This is a genomic window from Herbiconiux sp. 320_LB, assembly GCF_059691755.1.
Map to the genome: position 1 here is coordinate 83,493 of NZ_JCAWAD010000002.1, position 16,649 is coordinate 100,141.

14 protein-coding genes are annotated in these 16,649 nt (G+C 72.3%); 4 read left to right on the forward strand and 10 right to left on the reverse strand.

Annotated features, from left to right (window positions below; genetic code table 11):
* Positions 1-47: 47 nt before the first annotated feature.
* Both AC59HU_RS04540 and AC59HU_RS04545 read right to left on the reverse strand, forming a co-directional pair.
* Positions 48-674 (reverse strand): response regulator transcription factor, encoded by a 627-nt coding sequence (locus AC59HU_RS04540; protein ID WP_497222166.1) that lies wholly within the window; start codon positions 672-674, stop codon positions 48-50.
* Complete coding sequence (locus tag AC59HU_RS04545) at positions 671-1,885, reverse strand: sensor histidine kinase (RefSeq protein WP_497222167.1); 1,215 nt, start codon at positions 1,883-1,885, stop codon at positions 671-673. The genes AC59HU_RS04540 and AC59HU_RS04545 overlap by 4 nt, the downstream gene beginning before the upstream one ends.
* 165 nt (positions 1,886-2,050) lie before the next feature.
* Here AC59HU_RS04545 and AC59HU_RS04550 point away from each other — a divergent pair, with 165 nt between their 5' ends.
* Positions 2,051-3,145 carry an ABC transporter permease gene (locus tag AC59HU_RS04550; protein WP_497222168.1) on the forward strand — a complete coding sequence of 365 codons (1,095 nt, stop codon included), beginning with the start codon at positions 2,051-2,053 and terminating at the stop codon, positions 3,143-3,145.
* Positions 3,142-3,846, forward strand: coding sequence for an ABC transporter ATP-binding protein (locus AC59HU_RS04555; protein WP_497222169.1), 705 nt, complete (start codon positions 3,142-3,144; stop codon positions 3,844-3,846). The genes AC59HU_RS04550 and AC59HU_RS04555 overlap by 4 nt, the downstream gene beginning before the upstream one ends.
* Before the next feature lie 68 nt (positions 3,847-3,914).
* Here AC59HU_RS04555 and AC59HU_RS04560 read toward each other — a convergent pair whose 3' ends face one another.
* From AC59HU_RS04560 to AC59HU_RS04585, 6 genes are read right to left on the reverse strand one after another with little or no spacing between them, the layout of a single operon-like run.
* Complete coding sequence (locus tag AC59HU_RS04560; protein WP_497222170.1) at positions 3,915-5,384, reverse strand: aminopeptidase P family protein; 1,470 nt, start codon at positions 5,382-5,384, stop codon at positions 3,915-3,917.
* Positions 5,381-6,244: an ATP-binding cassette domain-containing protein gene (locus tag AC59HU_RS04565; RefSeq protein ID WP_497222171.1), complete on the reverse strand. Its 864-nt coding sequence runs from the start codon at positions 6,242-6,244 to the stop codon at positions 5,381-5,383. Before AC59HU_RS04565 ends, AC59HU_RS04560 begins: the two co-directional genes overlap by 4 nt.
* Positions 6,241-7,110 carry an ABC transporter ATP-binding protein gene (locus AC59HU_RS04570; protein WP_497222172.1) on the reverse strand — a complete coding sequence of 290 codons (870 nt, stop codon included), beginning with the start codon at positions 7,108-7,110 and terminating at the stop codon, positions 6,241-6,243. The genes AC59HU_RS04565 and AC59HU_RS04570 overlap by 4 nt, the downstream gene beginning before the upstream one ends.
* Positions 7,107-8,120, reverse strand: coding sequence for an ABC transporter permease (locus tag AC59HU_RS04575; protein WP_497222173.1), 1,014 nt, complete (start codon positions 8,118-8,120; stop codon positions 7,107-7,109). Before AC59HU_RS04575 ends, AC59HU_RS04570 begins: the two co-directional genes overlap by 4 nt.
* Entirely contained in the window at positions 8,117-9,196 is a 1,080-nt protein-coding gene (locus AC59HU_RS04580; RefSeq protein ID WP_497222174.1) for an ABC transporter permease, read from the reverse strand. Before AC59HU_RS04580 ends, AC59HU_RS04575 begins: the two co-directional genes overlap by 4 nt.
* A 12-nt stretch (positions 9,197-9,208) precedes the next feature.
* Positions 9,209-10,816 (reverse strand): ABC transporter substrate-binding protein, encoded by a 1,608-nt coding sequence (locus tag AC59HU_RS04585; RefSeq protein ID WP_497222175.1) that lies wholly within the window; start codon positions 10,814-10,816, stop codon positions 9,209-9,211.
* Between the two features lie 125 nt (positions 10,817-10,941).
* On the opposite strand from AC59HU_RS04585, the gene AC59HU_RS04590 reads away from it, so the two are divergent.
* Positions 10,942-11,526: an Lrp/AsnC family transcriptional regulator gene (locus AC59HU_RS04590; RefSeq protein ID WP_497222176.1), complete on the forward strand. Its 585-nt coding sequence runs from the start codon at positions 10,942-10,944 to the stop codon at positions 11,524-11,526.
* 54 nt (positions 11,527-11,580) lie between these two features.
* On the opposite strand, the gene AC59HU_RS04595 is transcribed toward AC59HU_RS04590, so the two are convergent.
* Positions 11,581-11,934, reverse strand: a complete 354-nt coding sequence (locus AC59HU_RS04595; protein ID WP_497222177.1) for an avidin-fold protein — start codon at positions 11,932-11,934, stop codon at positions 11,581-11,583.
* A gap of 155 nt (positions 11,935-12,089) precedes the next feature.
* Complete coding sequence (locus AC59HU_RS04600; RefSeq protein ID WP_497222178.1) at positions 12,090-15,617, reverse strand: bifunctional proline dehydrogenase/L-glutamate gamma-semialdehyde dehydrogenase; 3,528 nt, start codon at positions 15,615-15,617, stop codon at positions 12,090-12,092.
* A 91-nt stretch (positions 15,618-15,708) separates the two neighbouring features.
* On the opposite strand from AC59HU_RS04600, the gene AC59HU_RS04605 reads away from it, so the two are divergent.
* The gene (locus tag AC59HU_RS04605) at positions 15,709-16,632 is read left to right on the forward strand and encodes a LysR family transcriptional regulator (protein ID WP_497222179.1); all 924 of its coding nucleotides are present in this window, start codon (positions 15,709-15,711) and stop codon (positions 16,630-16,632) included.
* Positions 16,633-16,649: the final 17 nt, after the last annotated feature.

The following is a 16,649-nucleotide window of genomic DNA, read 5'->3' on the forward strand; positions in this document are numbered from 1 at the left end:
CCCTGCTCAGGCTCCGCACCGACCCGGCCGGCCCACCCACCCGGCCTCTACCGCAGGATCCCCTGCCGCCGCGCAGCCGAGATCGCGGCCGTGCGCGAGTTCACGTCGAGCTTCGAGAAGATATGCGACAGGTGCGACTTCACGGTCGTCTCGCTGATGAAGAGCTCGTCGGCGACCTCGGTGTTCGAGCGGCCCGTGGCCACGAGCTCGAGCACCTGGATCTCGCGGCTGCTGAGGCTGATCTGCGGCGCCCGCATCCGGTTCAGGAGCCGGGAGGCGATCACCGGGGCCAGCGCGCTCTCGCCCGCGGCGGCGGCGCGCACGGCGGCGATCAACTCGTGGGGCGGGGCGTCTTTGAGCAGGTATCCGCTCGCGCCGGCCTCGACGGCGTTCAGGATGTCCGAGTCCGAGTCGTAGTTCGTCAGCACGAGAACGTAGGGCGGGGCGTCGAGCGCGCGGATGCGTCGGGTCGCGTCGGCCCCCGAGCCGCTGTGCCCCGCGCCGAACTGGAGGTCCATCAGGACGATGTCCGGATCGGTCCGTTCTGCGAGCGAGACCGCGTCGTCGGGGGTGCCGGCCTCGGCGACGACCTCGAGATCGACCTCGGGGCCGAACAGGGCGACGAGACCGGCGCGCACGATGGGGTGGTCGTCGGCGATCAGCAGCCGGATCATGCGACCCCCGCCAGCTCGAGGTCGACCGAGAGGGTGGTGCCGCGCCCCGGAGCGGCGTCGACGGTGAGCACCCCGCCGAGCTGCTGCACCCGCTCCGAGGTCGCCCGCAGCCCGAACGAGTCCGACTTGTCGGCGCCACCCGCCCCGGCGCCGCCCGCCCCCGCGGCACCGCCGAGCAGCTGCCGCGGGTCGAACCCGGCTCCGTCGTCGGTGACGGCGAAGTGGAGCCGCTCGTCGTCGACGGCGATCGTGATGGTCGCGGTGCTGGCGTGCGCGTGCTGCAGCACGTTCGCGATCGCCCCCTGCGCGATGCGCAGCAGCGCGGTCTGCAGGTGCATCGGCAGCGCGATCGTGTCGGAGACCCGCACCTGCACGTCGAGCCCCTGGCTCGCCCACTGGGTGCGGGCGAGCCGGCGCAGCGCCCCTCCGAGGGCCTGGTCGTCGAGCTGCGGCGGGGTGAGCTCCCGGATGTACCGGCGTGCGTCCGCGAGGTTCGCTGCGGCGGTCTCCCGCGCGAGCCGGAGGTGCTCGATGCCCGGCCGATCGGGGTCGGCGCGCTCGGCGGCGTGGAGCAGCATCTGGATGCTCGAGAGCCCCTGCGCGAGGGTGTCGTGGATCTCCCGGGCGAGCCGGGCTCTCTCGGCGAGCACCCCCTGCTCGTGCTCGGTCGCCGCCAGCCGCCCGCGCGTGGCGATCAGCTCGTCGACCAGGGCCTCGCGCTGGGCGGCCTCGCGGGCGAGGGCCTGGTAGCCCAGCCCGATGAGCAGCGCGACACCGGCCCCGACGAGAGGGCCGACGACACCGCCGACCGTCCAGCCGCCGTGGATGCCGAGGGCGCAGATCGCGACGACGGTCGAGGCCAGGATCGCGGCCGACCCCCACCAGCGGCCGAGCAGATGCAGGTAGAGGAAGAACAGCGGGAAGACCAGATAGGCCGCATCCGGGATCAGCCACAGCAACGCGACCCACTCCGCGCTCAGGGCGGCCAGCCAGCCCAGCCGCAACATCCGGTGCGCTCGGGCCGGCCGGGTGAGGAGCGCGCCGCATCCGTAGGTCAGCCCCAGCACCACGGCCAGGACGATCACGCCCGCGCTCGCCTCCGTCGGGGACAGGACGGCCCGGACCACGACCAGCACAGTGAGCGCGGCGAACAGCACGTGCAACCCGGCGCGCAACCCCACGAAGACCGGGGTCAATGCGGTGTGCGCCATGGGCTGAACTCTACGCGGCGGCCCGCCGGCGGTCATCGTCCGAAAGGACGACGGAGCGGTCCTCCGTCCGGGCGCGAAACGGTGTCCGGGCAGCCGATGACCCGAGGCTGCGGGATCGCGAGAGTGGAGTGGTCGCCGCATCCGGCGGCGGGAAAGGCACACACCATGTTCGTCGCACTCCGCGACCTCCGCTTCGCCAGGGGCCGGTTCGCCCTCATCGGTTCGGTCGTCGCGCTCATCACCGTTCTCGTCGGGTTCCTCAGCGGGCTCACTGGCGGTCTCGCCACCCAGAACGTCTCCGCCGTGCTGGCGCTCCCGGGCGACCGGGTCGTGTTCTCGTCGCCGACCGGCGAGAACGGCGCCGCCGCGGCGACCGGCTCGGCCGGCCCGAGCTTCTCCGACTCCGCCGTCACCCGGCAGCAGGCCGCCGCCTGGTCGGCCACCCCCGGTGTCACCGGCGCCCAGCCCGTGGGCATCAGTCAGACCCGGGGCGAATCCGGTGACGCCCGCGCCGCGATGGCGGTCTTCGGTGTCGAACCCGGCTTCGACGCCACCGCCCCCACGACCGACGGCCGCCTCGGCCTCTCCACCCCCGCCGCCCAGGCGCTCGACGCCGTCGCCGGCGACGAGGTCACCATCGCGGGGACTAGCTACACGGTCGAGACCGTGGGCGGCGACGGCTGGTACAGCCACACGCCCGTCGTCGAGATGACCCTCCACGACTGGCAGGCCTACTCGGCCGCCACCGGCGCCCCCGACGTCTACGCCACCGTGCTCGCCGTCACCGGCACCCCCGACTGGGCCGAGGCCGACGCCGCGAACGGCACCATCTCCGAGACGACGATCGGCACCCTGCTGGCGCTCGGCGCGTTCAAGTCCGAGATCGGCTCCCTCCTGCTGATGGTCGCCCTGCTCTTCGGCATCTCGGGGCTCGTGATCGGCGCCTTCTTCACGGTCTGGGCCATGCAGCGAAAGGGCGACATCGCCGTGCTCAAGGCGCTCGGCGCCAGCACCCGCTCGCTGATCCGCGACGCCCTCGGCCAGGCCCTGATCGTGCTGATCGCCGGGATCGGCGTCGGATCGGGGCTCGTCACCCTGTTCGGCACCCTCGCCGGCAGCGCACTGCCCTTCCTGCTCAGCCCGCTCACCACCCTCCTGCCCGGGGCGATCATGGTCGTCCTCGGTCTCGCCGGGGCCGCGTTCGCGCTCCGTTCCGTCACCTCCGCCGACCCCCTCACCGCCCTCGGGAGCAACCGATGATCCGCCTCGACCACATCACCCTGACCTTCCCCGACGGCGACGCCCGCGTGACCGCAGTCGACGACGTCTCCCTGACCGCGCATCCGGGAACCGTCACCGGCATCACCGGCCCCAGCGGCTCGGGCAAGTCGAGCCTCCTCGCCGTCGCCGCCACCCTGATCCGTCCGGACTCCGGACAGGTGCTGATCGACGACGTCGACGCGACCCGGCTCACCCCGGCCGGGGCGACCGCGCTGCGGCGCGAGACGATCGGCATCGTCTTCCAGCAGTCCAACCTCATCCCCTCACTCACCGCCCGCGAGCAGTTGACGGTCATGAACGAGCTCGGCGCCCGGCACAGCCGTCGGCTCCGCGCCCCGTCCGCCGCTCGGGCGGACCTGCTCCTGGATGCGGTCGGCCTCGCCGCCCACGGCGACCGCAGACCGCATCAGCTCTCCGGCGGTCAGCGCCAGCGCATCAACATCGCCCGCGCGCTGATGAACGACCCGCGCGTGCTGCTGATCGACGAGCCCACGAGCGCACTCGATCAGGAACGCGGTGCCGCGATCATCGAGCTGATCCTGCGGCTGACCGACGAGCTCGACACCGCGACCCTGCTCGTCACGCACGACCTGGTGCACCTGCCCCGGATGCACGGGGTCGTGCACCTGGTCGACGGCCGCCTGGTCGAGACACCAGCTCTGGTGGGCGCGGCGTCGTAGCGCGACGGGCGCGCAGCAAGCGGGCGGGCGAATGGATGGGTGGGTGGAGGGGGCGGACGCTCGGGCGCTCAGCGCGCCAGCGCCGCCATCCACTCCTCGACGCCCTCCGGCGTGCGCGGCATCGCCGACGAGAGGTTGATCGACGAGGTCTCGGTCACCACGAGGTCGTCCTCGATGCGGATGCCGAGGCCCCGCAGCTCCTTCGGCACGGTCAGGTCGTTCACCTGGAAGTAGAGCCCCGGCTCGACCGTCAGCGTGTGCCCGGCGGCGAGCGTGCCGCCGAGATAGGTCTCGTGCGGCGCGTGGTTGCAGTCGTGGATGTCCATGCCGAGCATGTGACCCGCCCGCGAGATGCTCCACCGTCGGTGGTGCAGCGCATCCGGTGCCATCGCCTCGTCGAGCGACGACCGGATCAGCCCCAGCTCGATCAGGCCCTCGGTGAGCGAGCGGCCGCAGGCATCCTGGTAGTCCTGGAAGCGCACCCCCGCCCGCAGGATGTCGATGCCGGCCTGCTGGGCCCGCAGCACGATCGAGTAGACCTCGCGCTGCAACGGCGTGAAGGTGCCGCTCACCGGCACGGTGCGGCTGATGTCGGCCGAGTAGAGCGAGGGCAGCTCGACCCCCATGTCCATCAGCACCAGCGCGCCGTCGGGCAGGTCGCCGGTGTTCCGGGTCCAGTGCAGGGTCGTGGCGTGGCTGCCCGCCGCGACGATCGAACCGTAGGCCGGACCCTCGCCCTCGATGCGCGACCGCCGGGCGAAGGTGCCCTCGATGTACCGTTCGCCGCGCACGCTCGCCCGGGCCGCGTTCCACTCGGCGAGGCAGTCGTCGAAGCCGCGGGCGGTCGCGTCGACCGCGAGCTGCAGCTGGTCGATCTCCCAGTCGTTCTTGATCAGGCGCAACTCGTCGAGCGCGGTCTTCAGCGCCAGGTGCGGTGCGAACGCGGGGCCGCAGACCTGCCGCACCAGCTCGTCGACGGTCTCGTCGAGGGTGGGGAGCACACGGATGCGCCGGGCCCGCCGCGCGGCGCGCTCGAAGTCGCGGCGGAAGTCATCGAGCGGCCGGGTCTCGATGCCGAGCGCGTCCTGGGTCTCCTGCAGGGTGGGACGGGCGCCCACCCAGAGGTCGCCGAGGGCGTCGTTCTGCCAGAACTCGTCGCCGCTCCGGCCCGACGGGCCCCTGAGGTAGAGGATCGAGCCGGCCTCGCCGCCCGTGGTGTCGACCACGAGCACGCTCTCGGCGACCTGGTTGCCGGTGAGCCAGACGTGGTCGGTGCCGGGGCGGAAGGTGTGGTCGGTGTCGTTCGAGCGCACCCGGGGCAGCCCGGCCGGGATGACGAGCAGCTCGGCGGGCAGTGCCTGGGCGAGTCGCGCGCGGCGCTCGGCGGTGTAGGCCAGCACCGGGTTGTCGGGGTCGAGCACCGGGGCGGGGTCGGCCCAGCCCGAGGTCATGAAGGTGCCGTCGCCCGGCAGCGCCGAGCGGTTGACGGCGCGGGGCATGGCCCAGGGGATGCCCTCGTCGATGCCGTGCCCGCTCATGCCGAGACCCGGTCCAGCGCGGCCGGCACCTCGTCGAGCCAGGCGAGCCGATCGGCCTCGGCCGGGGCGAGCGGCAGCCGGCCGGCACCGTCCGGCAGCGGGATCGCCGCGAGCAGGGCCTGGGTGTACGGATGCAGCGGGTTCTGCCAGACGGTCTCGGTGACCCCCGACTCCACCACGCGACCCTGGTACATCACGAGCACGCGGTCGGCGATCCGCCGCACCACCGAGAGGTCGTGCGAGATGAACAGCATCCCCGCCCCCGCCTCGACGCTCAGCGACCGCATCAGGGCCGCGACGCTGGTCTGGGTCGAGGCGTCGAGCGCCGAGATCGGCTCGTCGGCCACGAGCATCCCTGGCCGGGCCGCGAGCGCGCGGGCGATCGCGATGCGCTGCTTCTGGCCGCCCGAGAACTCGTGCGGGAACCGGCTCACCATCGCCGGGTCGAGCCCCACCCGGCGCAGCCAGTCGGCGGGGTCGGATCCGCGGTCGCCCCGGGCGAGAGCCGCCCGCACGCCGTCGCCGATCTGCTCGCCGATCCGTCGGCGGGGGTTGAGCGACGAGTTCGGATCCTGGAACACCATCTGCATCCCCGTCATGGCGGCCGAGCGGCGGCGCAGCCCGAGGGTCGGCACGTCGTCGCCCTTCAGCCGCACGGTGCCGGCCTTGCGCTTCTCGATGCCGACGATCGCGCGGGCGAGGCTCGACTTGCCGCATCCGCTCTCGCCCACCAGGGCCACGACCTCGCCGGCCGCGACCGTGAAGCTCACGCCGTCGACGGCGCGCAGGGCGGGTCGCCGCCCGTACTCCACCACGATGCCCTCGGCCTCGAGCACGCCGCCCGGCGTCTGCTCGCTCATCGGGTCTCCTCCCCGGTCTGCTCGAAACTCGACCCCGGAAGGGCCGCGAGCAACGACCGCGTGTACTCGTCCCGGGGCGCCGTGAACAGCTGCTGCCGGGGCGCCGACTCGACGACGAGCCCCTGCCGCATCACGGTGACCACGTCGGCCACCGCGCTCATCACGCCCAGGTCGTGCGTGACCAGCAGGATGCTCAGGTCGCCCCCGTCGGCCAGCTCGCGTAGCAGCTGCAGCACACCCGCCTGCACGGTGACGTCGAGGGCGGTGGTCGGTTCGTCGGCGAGCAGCACGGTGGGGTCGCAGGCGAGCGCCACCGCGATCGCGATGCGCTGTCGCTGCCCGCCCGAGAACTGGTGCGGGTACTTCGAGAGCGCACCCCGTGCATCCGGAACCCGCACCCGGTCGAGCAGTGCTTCGGCCTTCTGCCGGGCCTCGGCCTTCCCGAGCCCGAGGTGGTGCCGCATGTGGTCGGTGAGCTGGCGGCCGACGGGCAGCTGCGGATGCAGGCTGGTCGACGGATCCTGGAACACCATCGCCACCCGCCGCCCGCGCACCTGCTGCAGCACGCCGCGCGAGGCGCCCACGAGCTCGGTAAAGCCGGTGCCGGTGCCGGTGCGGGTGGCAGCAGCCGCGCCCGCACCGGTACCCGCCCCGCTCCTCGCGTCGGCGAGCCGGATGCTGCCGCTCGCGGTCATCCCGCCCGGCAGCAGTCCCAGCACGGCCAGCGCCGTCATCGTCTTGCCCGAGCCAGATTCGCCCGCGAGACCGTGGATGCCGCCCCGCTCGAGTGTGAGGTCGATTCCGCCCACGATGGTGTGGCTGCGCGTGGCGATCCGCAGCCCCTCGATGGTCAACGCCGCGGTCACAGCGTGGTCCCCCCGCCCTTGATGGTGGCCGACTTGGGGTCGAGCGCGTCGCGCAGCGCATCCCCGACGAAGTTGAACGCGATCACGACCGTGAGGATGGCCAGGCCCGGGAAGACCCCGATCCACCAGGCGTCGAAGTTCTTGATCGCATCCGACACCATCGAGCCCCACTCCGCGGTGGGGGGCTTCGCCCCGAGCCCGAGGAACGACAGGCCCGACAGCAGCAGGATGGCGGTGCCGATGTCCAGGCTCGCCAGCACCAGCACCGGCCCGACGATGTTCGGCGCGATGTCGCGCCCGAGCGAGCGGAAGGCCGAGAAGCCGAGCAGCTGCCCCGACACCACGTAGTTCGACGAGCGCAGCCCGAGCACGAGGCCGCGGGTGAGCCGGGCGTACGAGGGCCACGACACGATCAGCGCCGCGAGCACCGCGTTCAGCAACGAGGCCCCGAGCGCCGCCGCGATCACCATGGCGAGGATGACCGTGGGGAAGGCCATCACCAGGTCGGTCACGCGCATGGCCACCTCGTCGACCGCGCGGCCGAAGAATCCGGCGACCGAGCCGACGATCGCGCCGATCAGCACCGAGAGCACCACGAGCAGCAGGGCGAGCGGGATGGTGACCTGGGCGCCCCAGAGCACGCGGGAGAACACGTCGCGACCGAGCGCATCCGTACCCATCAGCGTGCCCTCGCCGGGCGGCTGCAGGATCGGCAGGTCTTGCGCGAGCGGGTCGTGGGGCGCGATCACCGGGGCCAGCAGGGCGACCAGGATCCAGAGCACCGCCACCGCGGCGCCGAGGATGCCGAGCGGCGCCGACCACCGGCCGAGTCGCAGGCGGGGTCGCCGCCAGCGCGGGGCCGCGGCCTCGATCGGGTCGAGCACGCCCGGCTGCACGCCGTCGCGCGGCCCGGCCGGGGCGCCGTCGCGCGGGTCGAGCGGGGCGGAGGCCCGCCGTGAGGCGTCGGAGGACGCCCGACGGCCGTCGCCGGAGGAACGGGGGTCGCTCACGAGGCCAGCCTCACTCTCGGGTCGAGCACGCCATACAGCAGGTCGACGATCAGGTTCACCAGCAGGTACATCACGCCGATCAGCAGACCGACGCCCATGATGCCGGGCAGGTCGAGGTGCGACGCGGCCTGGTAGGCGTACGAGCCGATGCCGGGCCAGGCGAAGATCGCCTCGACCAGCACCGTTCCGCTCAGCAGGCTGCCGAAGGCGAGCCCGACCACGGTGAGGATCGGGATGCTCGCCCCGCGCAGCACGTACGACCAGATGACGGTGCGGGTGGGCAGGCCCTTGGCCCGGGCCGCGCGCACGTAGTCCTGGTCGAGGATCTCGAGCACGGCGGTGCGCACGAACCGGGTGAGCAGGCCCACCGTGTAGAGCGTGAGCACGAGCACCGGGAGGAAGAGGTGGGAGGCCGCGTCGAGGAAGGTGTCGAGCTGTCCGGCCAGCAGCGCATCCACCGTGTAGAGGCCCGTCACGGTCGGCGGCGTGGTGAAGTCGCTGCTCAACCGGCCCGAGCCCGGGGCGATGTGCAGTTGGAAGTAGAAGACGTAGTAGAGCACCAGCGCGAGCCAGAAGGTCGGCACGCTGAGGCCGGCGAGCGAGACGACGCGCAGCACGTGGTCCGAGGCCTTGCCGCGGCGGTAGGCGGCGACGGTGCCGAGCACCACGCCGATGATGACGCTGAGCACGATGGCCCCGAGCGCGATCTCGAGCGTCGCCGGCAGCGCCTTGGCCAGGTCGTCGACCACCGGGTTGTGGGTGGTCGTCGAGATGCCGAGGTCACCGTGCAGCAAATTGCCGAGGTAGGTGAAGTACTGCACGACCAGTGGCTGGTCGAGCCCGTAGGTCGCCCGGAACTGGGCGACGATCGCCGGATCCTCGGCCGCGCGCTGGCCGAGGGCCGCGGCCACCGGGTCGCCGGGCACGAGGTTCGTCAGCACGAAGGTGACGAGGGTCACCCCCACCACGAGCAGCAGCGAGGTGAGCACGCGGCGCAGGGCGTAGCGGAGGAAGGGATGGGCCGTCCGGCCCCCGCGCTTGTGCGGGGGCCGGACGGCCGTGGTGCTCGAGGTCACGAGAGAGGCTCGCTACTTGGCGGAGAGGGCCGCGATGTCGATGGTCCACACCGCGTTGTACACGACGCCGGACACGCCCTTCGCCGCCGCGATGTTGTTGCCGGGCTGCAGCAGCGGGATGAACGGACCATCGGTGTTCAGCGCCTTCTGCAGGTCTTCGAACCGCGTCTGGCGCTCCTCGTCGCTGCCGCCGGCCGCCGCCGCGTCGGCGAGGGTCGAGATGGCGGGGTTCGCACCCGCGGCCCAGCCGGAGCGGAGGCCGACCACGTTGCCCGGGGTGAAGACGAGGTAGTCGCTCGGGTCCGGGTAGTCCGGGCCCCAGTACCACAGGCCCATGGTCTCGGTGCCGTTGCGGTAGGCGTCGAGCTCGGTGGCGACCGGCGCCGGAGCGAGCTCGACGGTGACGCCGACCTCCTTGAGCTGCGACTGGATTCGCTGCGCGATGGTCGGGAAGTCGATGCCGTTGAGGCTGATGTCGCTCGGGAAGTTGAGCGTCACCGACTCGCCGGCGTAGCCACTCGCGGCGAGGTCGGCCTTGGCGGCGTCGAGATCCTGGGTCAGCTTGTCGCTCTCCGGCAGCGCGCCGAGCAGCATGCTCGGAACGACGCCCGCGGCCTGCGCGGTGCCGGTGCCTGCGATCGACACGAGGTCGTCGTAGTCGAGCGCCTCCTTGACGCCCTTCACGAAGGCGGGGTTGCTCGTCACGGTCGAGACGCTCGGGTTCTGGTTGAGCAGCAGGAAGATGACGTTGGCCGAGGGGTCGCTGGTGACGGCGACCGAGTCGCCGAGCGCGGCGGCCTGGGTGCCCGAGAGGTCGAGCGCCACGTCGGCGCTGCCGCCCTCGACGTTGATCTTCTGGGTCGCGCCCTCGACGTTCTGGATGACCACGCGACCGTAGCCGGGAGCGGCTCCGTCGTAGTTCGGGTTGGCCTTGAGCACGACCTGCGAGGCGAGGTCGAGGGTGTCGAGCACGTACGGGCCCGATCCGGCCGAGGTGGTGTTGAGGAACTTCTCGGCGGTGTCGGACTCGTCGGTCGCGCCGCCGTTCTCCTTCACGACCTTCGAGTTCAGGATGCCGAGGGCCGGGTTGGCGAGGATCGCCGGCAGTGCGGGCGTCGGCGTCGCGGTGGTGAGCACGACCGTCTTGTCGTCCTTCTTCGTCACGGTCACGCCGTCGAGGAGGAACGAGGGGTTGCCCTTCAGGCCGATCACGCGCTGCAGCGAGAAGACCACGTCGTCGGCGGTCATCGGCGTGCCGTCGGAGAACGTGTGGTCGCCCTGGAGGGTGAGCGTGAAGGTCATCGCGTCGTCGGACTGCTCGAGGCTCGCGAGCCCGTCGACGACCTTGGAGACGTCGCCGCCCTCGAAGGTGAGGAGGGTCTCGTAGAGTGCCTTGTCGACCAGCTGGCCGGTGGGCTCGTACATGCGGCCCGGGTCGGCCGTCTTGAGGTCGAAGGCCTTGTCGATCGTGAGCGTCTTCGTGCCGCCGTCGGCGGTGTCGGTGCGTCCCGAGGAGCAGCCGGCGACGAGGAGCGTGAGCGAGACCGCGGCAGCGGCGATCGCGATGCGGGTCGATCGGGAGCGCACGGTGCGGGCGGTGGGTGTGGAGCGGAAAACCATGGCGGCCTCCTGGGAAGGGTTCTTCTGGACGGTGTGGAGGTACTTTGGCACAATTCCGCGCAAGACTTTTTTTCGAAGGCGCTATCGTGGACGAATTGCAGCCCGACACTCAGAAGGAGCCGGAAATGTCGATCATCGATCAGGCGGCGACCCCGCCCGCTGGACAAAGCGCAGCGGGTCTGGACGAGGTGAATCTGCGCATCCTGAGCATTCTGCGTGAGAACGGCCGCATCTCGATGTCGGCCCTCGCCGAGCGGGTGAACGTCTCGCGGGCGAGCGTGTACAACCGGGTGGAGCAGCTCACCGCGGCCGGGGTGATCACCGGGTTCTCGGCCCAGGTCGACCCCGGGAAGGTGGGGCTGGACGTCTGCGCGCTGGTGTTCGTGACCGTGCATCCGCAGTCGTGGCACCGCTTCCGCGAGGGCATCCTGCAGATGCCCGACGTCGAGTACTGCTGCATCACGACCGGCGAGCACGACGCCATGCTGCTCGTGCGCTCGCTCGACATCGGCGGTGTGCACGACTTCGTCACCGGCGTCGTGGCCGCGCGGCCCGAGGTGAAGTCGGTGGTGTCGGTCGTGGTGCTCGACGAGGTCGTGCGGAAGGCCTATCTGCTGCCCTCGGACATCCCGGACCGCTCGGGATCGACGAACCGCCTGGGCATGACCCGGTTCACCACCGCGGGCAACGGGCGCGACGCGGTGCGCTGAGGCCGGGCGCGCGCGCCTCGCGCAGGGCGCCGGGCATCGGCGCCCTGAGTGGGGTCAGACCTCGACGCAGATGCTCACGTGGTCGACGCCGTCGATCTCGAAGTCCTCGACCAGGCGCACGCGGCCCTCGTCGTCGACCTCGACCCGGCTCGCACCGGTGCCGCCCACGACCGCGCCGTCGGCGAGCATGACGTGCACGAAGGTGACCGACAGCCGGTCGCCCTCGCGGGTGCCGACGAAGTGGCCGAAGGTGACCGTGTCGCCCTCGTAGTCGCCCCAGATCACCCCGTCGCGCTCGGAGTAGCGGAAGCGCGACGGCGACTCCGGATCGACCGCGCTGTTCGTCGAGGAGGTCATCACGAACTCGCGGCCGTCGAGGGTGGGGGCGGTGCGCAGCGTTTCAGTCACAGTCGACGAGTATGCAGTACGTCGTCACCTGTCTGGTAGACGCCGACGATACGTCGAGGAATTCGTGGCCGAACGCGCGAGATTTGGACGATTCGCCGAGATCGCCCCCGGTTCGTGGAAACTCTGCTCGCGTCAGAGCTCCACGACCGGCCTCGTCACAGCGCGCGCACGAGCTCCGCGAGCGCCCGGTCGGGGGTGCCGAAACGGTGCGCGGTGATGGAGATCGCCTGCTCGCGGAGGAACGGCAGCAGTTCGAGCCGCCCGGCCTCCGTGACCGGTCCGCCCCACACGGCGACGTCGGGTCGGCCGCCGGTCGCGGCGACGATCTCGGCCTGCTCGGCCGGCCCTCCGACGAGACGGATGCGGGCGGGCGCCCCGTGCGCGAGCGCGGTGCGCCACTCCCCCGGCGTCTGCACGCGCACCGGCAGCGGCACGCCGGCGAGCAGCTCGGCGAGCTCCGCGGTCGCGACGCTGACCTCGGCGGCCGCTCCGCTCCGGAGGGCGGCGGCGACGACCCGCACGAGGTCGGCCGGGGCGGCCGAGACGCCCGCGCGCACGACGACCCCGGCGCCGGTGCCGACGACACCGTCAGCACCACCGGCGGCGCCGGCCGCGGCGAACGGCCGGTACCGGAACACGTTGTGCTCGGCCGCGACCTGCGTCACGTCCTCCGCGATGCCGAAGCGCTCCGCCCAGGCCCGGGCATCGCTCTGCACCGCCCGAGCGAGGGCCCGGTGCTCGTCGTCGCCGACCAACGGCGAACCGGCGGCCGCTCGAAGCAGCGCGTCGACCGCGGGCAGCAGCGCATCCGTCGTCACCTGCTGCGAGATGGCCGGCTGCCACGAACCGAGGTTCACCAGGTAGTTCGGGCCGCCCGCCTTCGCGCCCGCGCCCACCGACGACTTCTTCCAGCCCCCGAACGGCTGGCGCTCGACGATCGCGCCGGTGATGCCGCGATTGACGTAGAGGTTGCCGGCCTCGATCGTGTCGAGCCAGGTCGAGATCTCGCCCCGGTCGAGGGCGTGCAGGCCCGAGGTGAGGCCGTAGTCGACCTCGTTCACGATCGAGATCGCCTCCTCGAGCGAGTCGGCCGTGATGATGCCGAGCACCGGGCCGAAGTACTCGGTGCGGTGGAAGGCCGAGCCGCGGGCCACCTGGTCGCGGAGTCCCGGGCTCCAGAGCCGGTCGCTCGCGTCGAGCTGTCGGGGCTCGATCAGCCAGCGCTCACCGGCGCCGAGGGTCGTGAGCCCCTCGCGGAGCTTGGGCCCGGGGGCCTCGATCAGCGGCCCCATGCGGGTCGAAGCCTGGTCGGGGTAGCCGACCGTGAGCGACGCGATCGCATCCATCAGCTGCGAGCGGAACCGCGGCGACGACGCCACCGAGCCCACGAGCACCACGAGCGACGCGGCCGAGCACTTCTGGCCCGCGTGCCCGAAGGCCGAGGCCACGACGTCCTTCACCGCGAGGTCGAGGTCGGCCGAGGGGGTGACGATGACGGCGTTCTTGCCGCTGGTCTCGGCGAGCAGCGGCAGCTCGGGGCGGAAGGCGCGGAACAGCTCGGCCGTCTCGAACGCGCCGGTGAGGATGACGCGCTCGACGGCGGGGTGCGACACGAGCTGGCGGCCGAGCGCCTCCTCGTCGACGTCGACCAGGCGCAGCACATCGGTGGGCACGCCGGCCTGCCAGAGCGCCTCGGCGACGAGGGCGCCGCTGCGGGCGGTGAGCCCGGCGGGCTTGAACACGACGGCCGAGCCGGCGGCGAGCGCTGCGAGGGCGGATCCGGCCGGGATGGCGACCGGGAAGTTCCACGGCGGGGTCACGAGGGTCAGGCCCGCGGGCACGAACCGCGCCCCGTCGACCGCCTCGAGCTCGAGCCCGCGTTCGGCGTAGTAGTGCGCGAAGTCGATCGCCTCCGACACCTCGGGGTCGGCCTGGTCGATGGTCTTGCCCGCCTCGGCGGCCATCACCTCGATCAGCTCGGCCCGTCGCGCCTCGAGCGCATCGCCGGCGCGGTGCAGGATGGCGCCGCGTTCGGCGGCTCCCCGCGCGGCCCAGGCGCGCCCGGCCTCGATGGTGTCGGCCATCAGCGCCTCGAGCTCGGCCTCGTCGCGCACGGCGGCCGCGCGAACCGTGGCCTCGCCGAGGGTCGAGGTCGGCACGCGGTCGAGGATGCCGGCGGCCCAGGTGCGGTTCGACGCGACCGACGGGTCGGTGTCGGGCGTGCTCTCGAAGCGCCCGGGCTCGGATCGCGGCACCGCGGCGTAGCGGTCGGCCACCCGGTGCGCCGGGGGCACCGCGCGGTCCAGGGCCGCCAGCGAGGCCAGGAAGCGGTTCTTCTCGCGCTCGAAGAGCTCGGGCCGGTCGTTCAGCTCGAAGACGGCCGACATGAAGTTGTCCTGCGACGCGCCCTCCTCGAGCCGGCGGATCAGGTACGCGATCGCCACGTCGAACTCCTTCGGCGAGACCACGGGCGTGTAGAGCAGCAGCGAACCCACCTCGCGCTTGACCGCCTCGGCCTGGCCCTGCGCCATGCCGAGCAGCATCTCGAACTCGAGCCCGGAGCGCACGCCCCGGCGGCCGGCGACGATCCAGGCGTAGGCGAGGTCGAACAGGTTGTGGCCGGCGACGCCGAGCCGCACGTTGCCGATGCGATCCGGGTGCAGGGCGTAGTCGAGCACCCGCTTGTAGTTCGTGTCCGAATCCTGCTTCGTGCCCCAGGTGGCGAGCGGCCAGCCGTGCAGCGAGGCCTCGACCTGCTCCATCGGCAGGTTGGCGCCCTTCACCAGGCGCACCTTCACCCCGGCGCCGCCGGAGGCCCGGCGTTCGGCCGCCCAGGTCTGCAGGCGCATCATCGCGCCGAGGGCGTCGGGCAGGTAGGCCTGCAGCACGATGCCGGCCTCGAGCCGGTGGAACTCCGGCCGATCGAGGATGCGCATGAAGACCGCGAGCGTCAGGTCGAGGTCTTTGTACTCCTCCATGTCGAGGTTGATGAACTTGGCGGGCTTGCCGTCGGCGGTCGGCTTGACCGCCTCGGCGAAGAGCGGAATGAGCTTGGCCACGACGTCGGCCACCGAGTCGTCGAAGGCCCAGGGCGCGTGCGGGGCGACGGTCGAGGAGACCTTGATCGAGACGTAGTCGACGTCGTCGCGGCCGAGCAGGCGCACGGTGCCGCCGAGCCGGCGCCCCGCCTCCTGGTCGCCGAGCACGGCCTCGCCGAGCAGGTTGACGTTGAGGCGGGTGCCCGGGCGACGGATCTTCGCAATCGCCGGCCCGAGCTTGCGGTCGGTGGCGTCGATGACCAGGTGCCCCACCATCCCCCGCAGCACGCGGCGGGCGATCGGCACGACCACGCCGGGGAGCACCGGGGCCATCACGCCGCCCAGCCGCACGGCGGCCCGGAGAGGCAGCGGCAGGAAGGCCGGCACGTCGGGGGCGATGCGGGCCAGGGTCGCGGCGGCGACCCGCAGGTCTTCGGGCCGCACGACGCCGTCGACGAAGCCGACCGTGAAGTCCAGGCCCTTGGGGTCGGCGAGCACACCGGCCAGGCGCGTGGCGGAGGCGTCGGCCTCGTGGGTCGCCGCCTCGGCGAGCCACCGGCGCACCAGGGTCACGACCTCGTCGGCCAGCCCGGCGTCGTCGGGGGTGCCGGAGTCGAGCGGGGCGAGGTGGGTCAGATCGGTCATACGCCCATCGTCGGTCCGAGCGACACCTCAGCAAAAGCAACGCTTTGTGACGCATACTGCTAAGACGAACTGACGAGATGGAGACCGGCGGATGCTCGATGTGCGAAAACTCGTGCTGTTGCGCGAGCTGGCCATCCGCGGCACGATCGCCGCCGTCGCCGAGGCGCTCAGCTTCAGCCCCTCGGCGGTGTCGCAGCAGCTGAGTGCGCTCGAGCGCGAGACCGGGGTGGAGCTTCTCCGCAAGGTCGGCCGCCGGGTGCAGCTCACCCCGCAGGCGGAGGTGCTCGTGGCCTCGGCCGCCGAGCTGCTCGACACCCTCGAGCGTGCCGACGTGGCGCTGCAGGCCTCGCTCAGCACGGTGAGCGGCACGGTGCGGGTGGCGGTCTTCCAGTCGGCGGCGTTGACGCTGATGCCGGCGGCGCTGCGCTCGATGACCGACGAGCATCCGGCCGTGCGCGTCGAGATGGCGCAGCAGGAGCCGGGCCAGGCGCTGCACGACACCTGGGCGCGGGAGTTCGACCTGGTCGTGGGCGAGGAGTACCCGGCGCACTCGGCGCCCTGGCTCGACGGCCTCGAGCGGCACGACCTGACCAGCGACGCGATCGAGCTGGCGTTGCCGGGCGAACGCGAGAGCCCGCATCCGCTCGCCGACTTCGCCGACGCCCGCAGCATGCCCTGGGTGATGGAGCCGCGCGGCACGGCGAGTAGGCACTTCGCCGAGCAGCTCTGCCGCACCGCCGGCTTCGAGCCCGACGTGCGCTACGAGACGGCCGACCTGCAGACCCAGATCAGGCTGATCGAGACGGGCAACGCGGTGGCGTTCATGCCCGAGCTGGTCTGGGCGGGTCGCCCGACCACCTGCCGCCTGGTCGTGCCGCCCGGTGCCCCCCACCGCACGATCTTCACCGCCCACCGCACCTCGGCGTCGGGCTCGGCGGCGATCGCTGCACTCCGCGCCGCCCTCGAGGCGTCCGCCGCCGCCTGGCGCGCCGGTTCCCCCCGTCGCGTCGGCTGAGAATGGATTCGTGCATC

Excerpts from the sequence above, each read along its gene's own strand:
- AC59HU_RS04550 (WP_497222168.1), top strand. The coding sequence starts at position 2,051 with ATGTTCGTCGCACTCCGCGACCTCCGCTTCGCCAGGGGCCGGTTCGCC.
- AC59HU_RS04555 (WP_497222169.1), top strand. The coding sequence starts at position 3,142 with ATGATCCGCCTCGACCACATCACCCTGACCTTCCCCGACGGCGACGCC.
- AC59HU_RS04585 (WP_497222175.1), bottom strand. The coding sequence starts at position 10,816 with ATGGTTTTCCGCTCCACACCCACCGCCCGCACCGTGCGCTCCCGATCG.
- AC59HU_RS04600 (WP_497222178.1), bottom strand. The coding sequence starts at position 15,617 with ATGACCGATCTGACCCACCTCGCCCCGCTCGACTCCGGCACCCCCGAC.
- AC59HU_RS04545 (WP_497222167.1), bottom strand. The coding sequence starts at position 1,885 with ATGGCGCACACCGCATTGACCCCGGTCTTCGTGGGGTTGCGCGCCGGG.
- AC59HU_RS04560 (WP_497222170.1), bottom strand. The coding sequence starts at position 5,384 with ATGAGCGGGCACGGCATCGACGAGGGCATCCCCTGGGCCATGCCCCGC.
- AC59HU_RS04590 (WP_497222176.1), top strand. The coding sequence starts at position 10,942 with ATGTCGATCATCGATCAGGCGGCGACCCCGCCCGCTGGACAAAGCGCA.
- AC59HU_RS04565 (WP_497222171.1), bottom strand. The coding sequence starts at position 6,244 with ATGAGCGAGCAGACGCCGGGCGGCGTGCTCGAGGCCGAGGGCATCGTG.
- AC59HU_RS04540 (WP_497222166.1), bottom strand. The coding sequence starts at position 674 with ATGATCCGGCTGCTGATCGCCGACGACCACCCCATCGTGCGCGCCGGT.
- AC59HU_RS04605 (WP_497222179.1), top strand. The coding sequence starts at position 15,709 with ATGCTCGATGTGCGAAAACTCGTGCTGTTGCGCGAGCTGGCCATCCGC.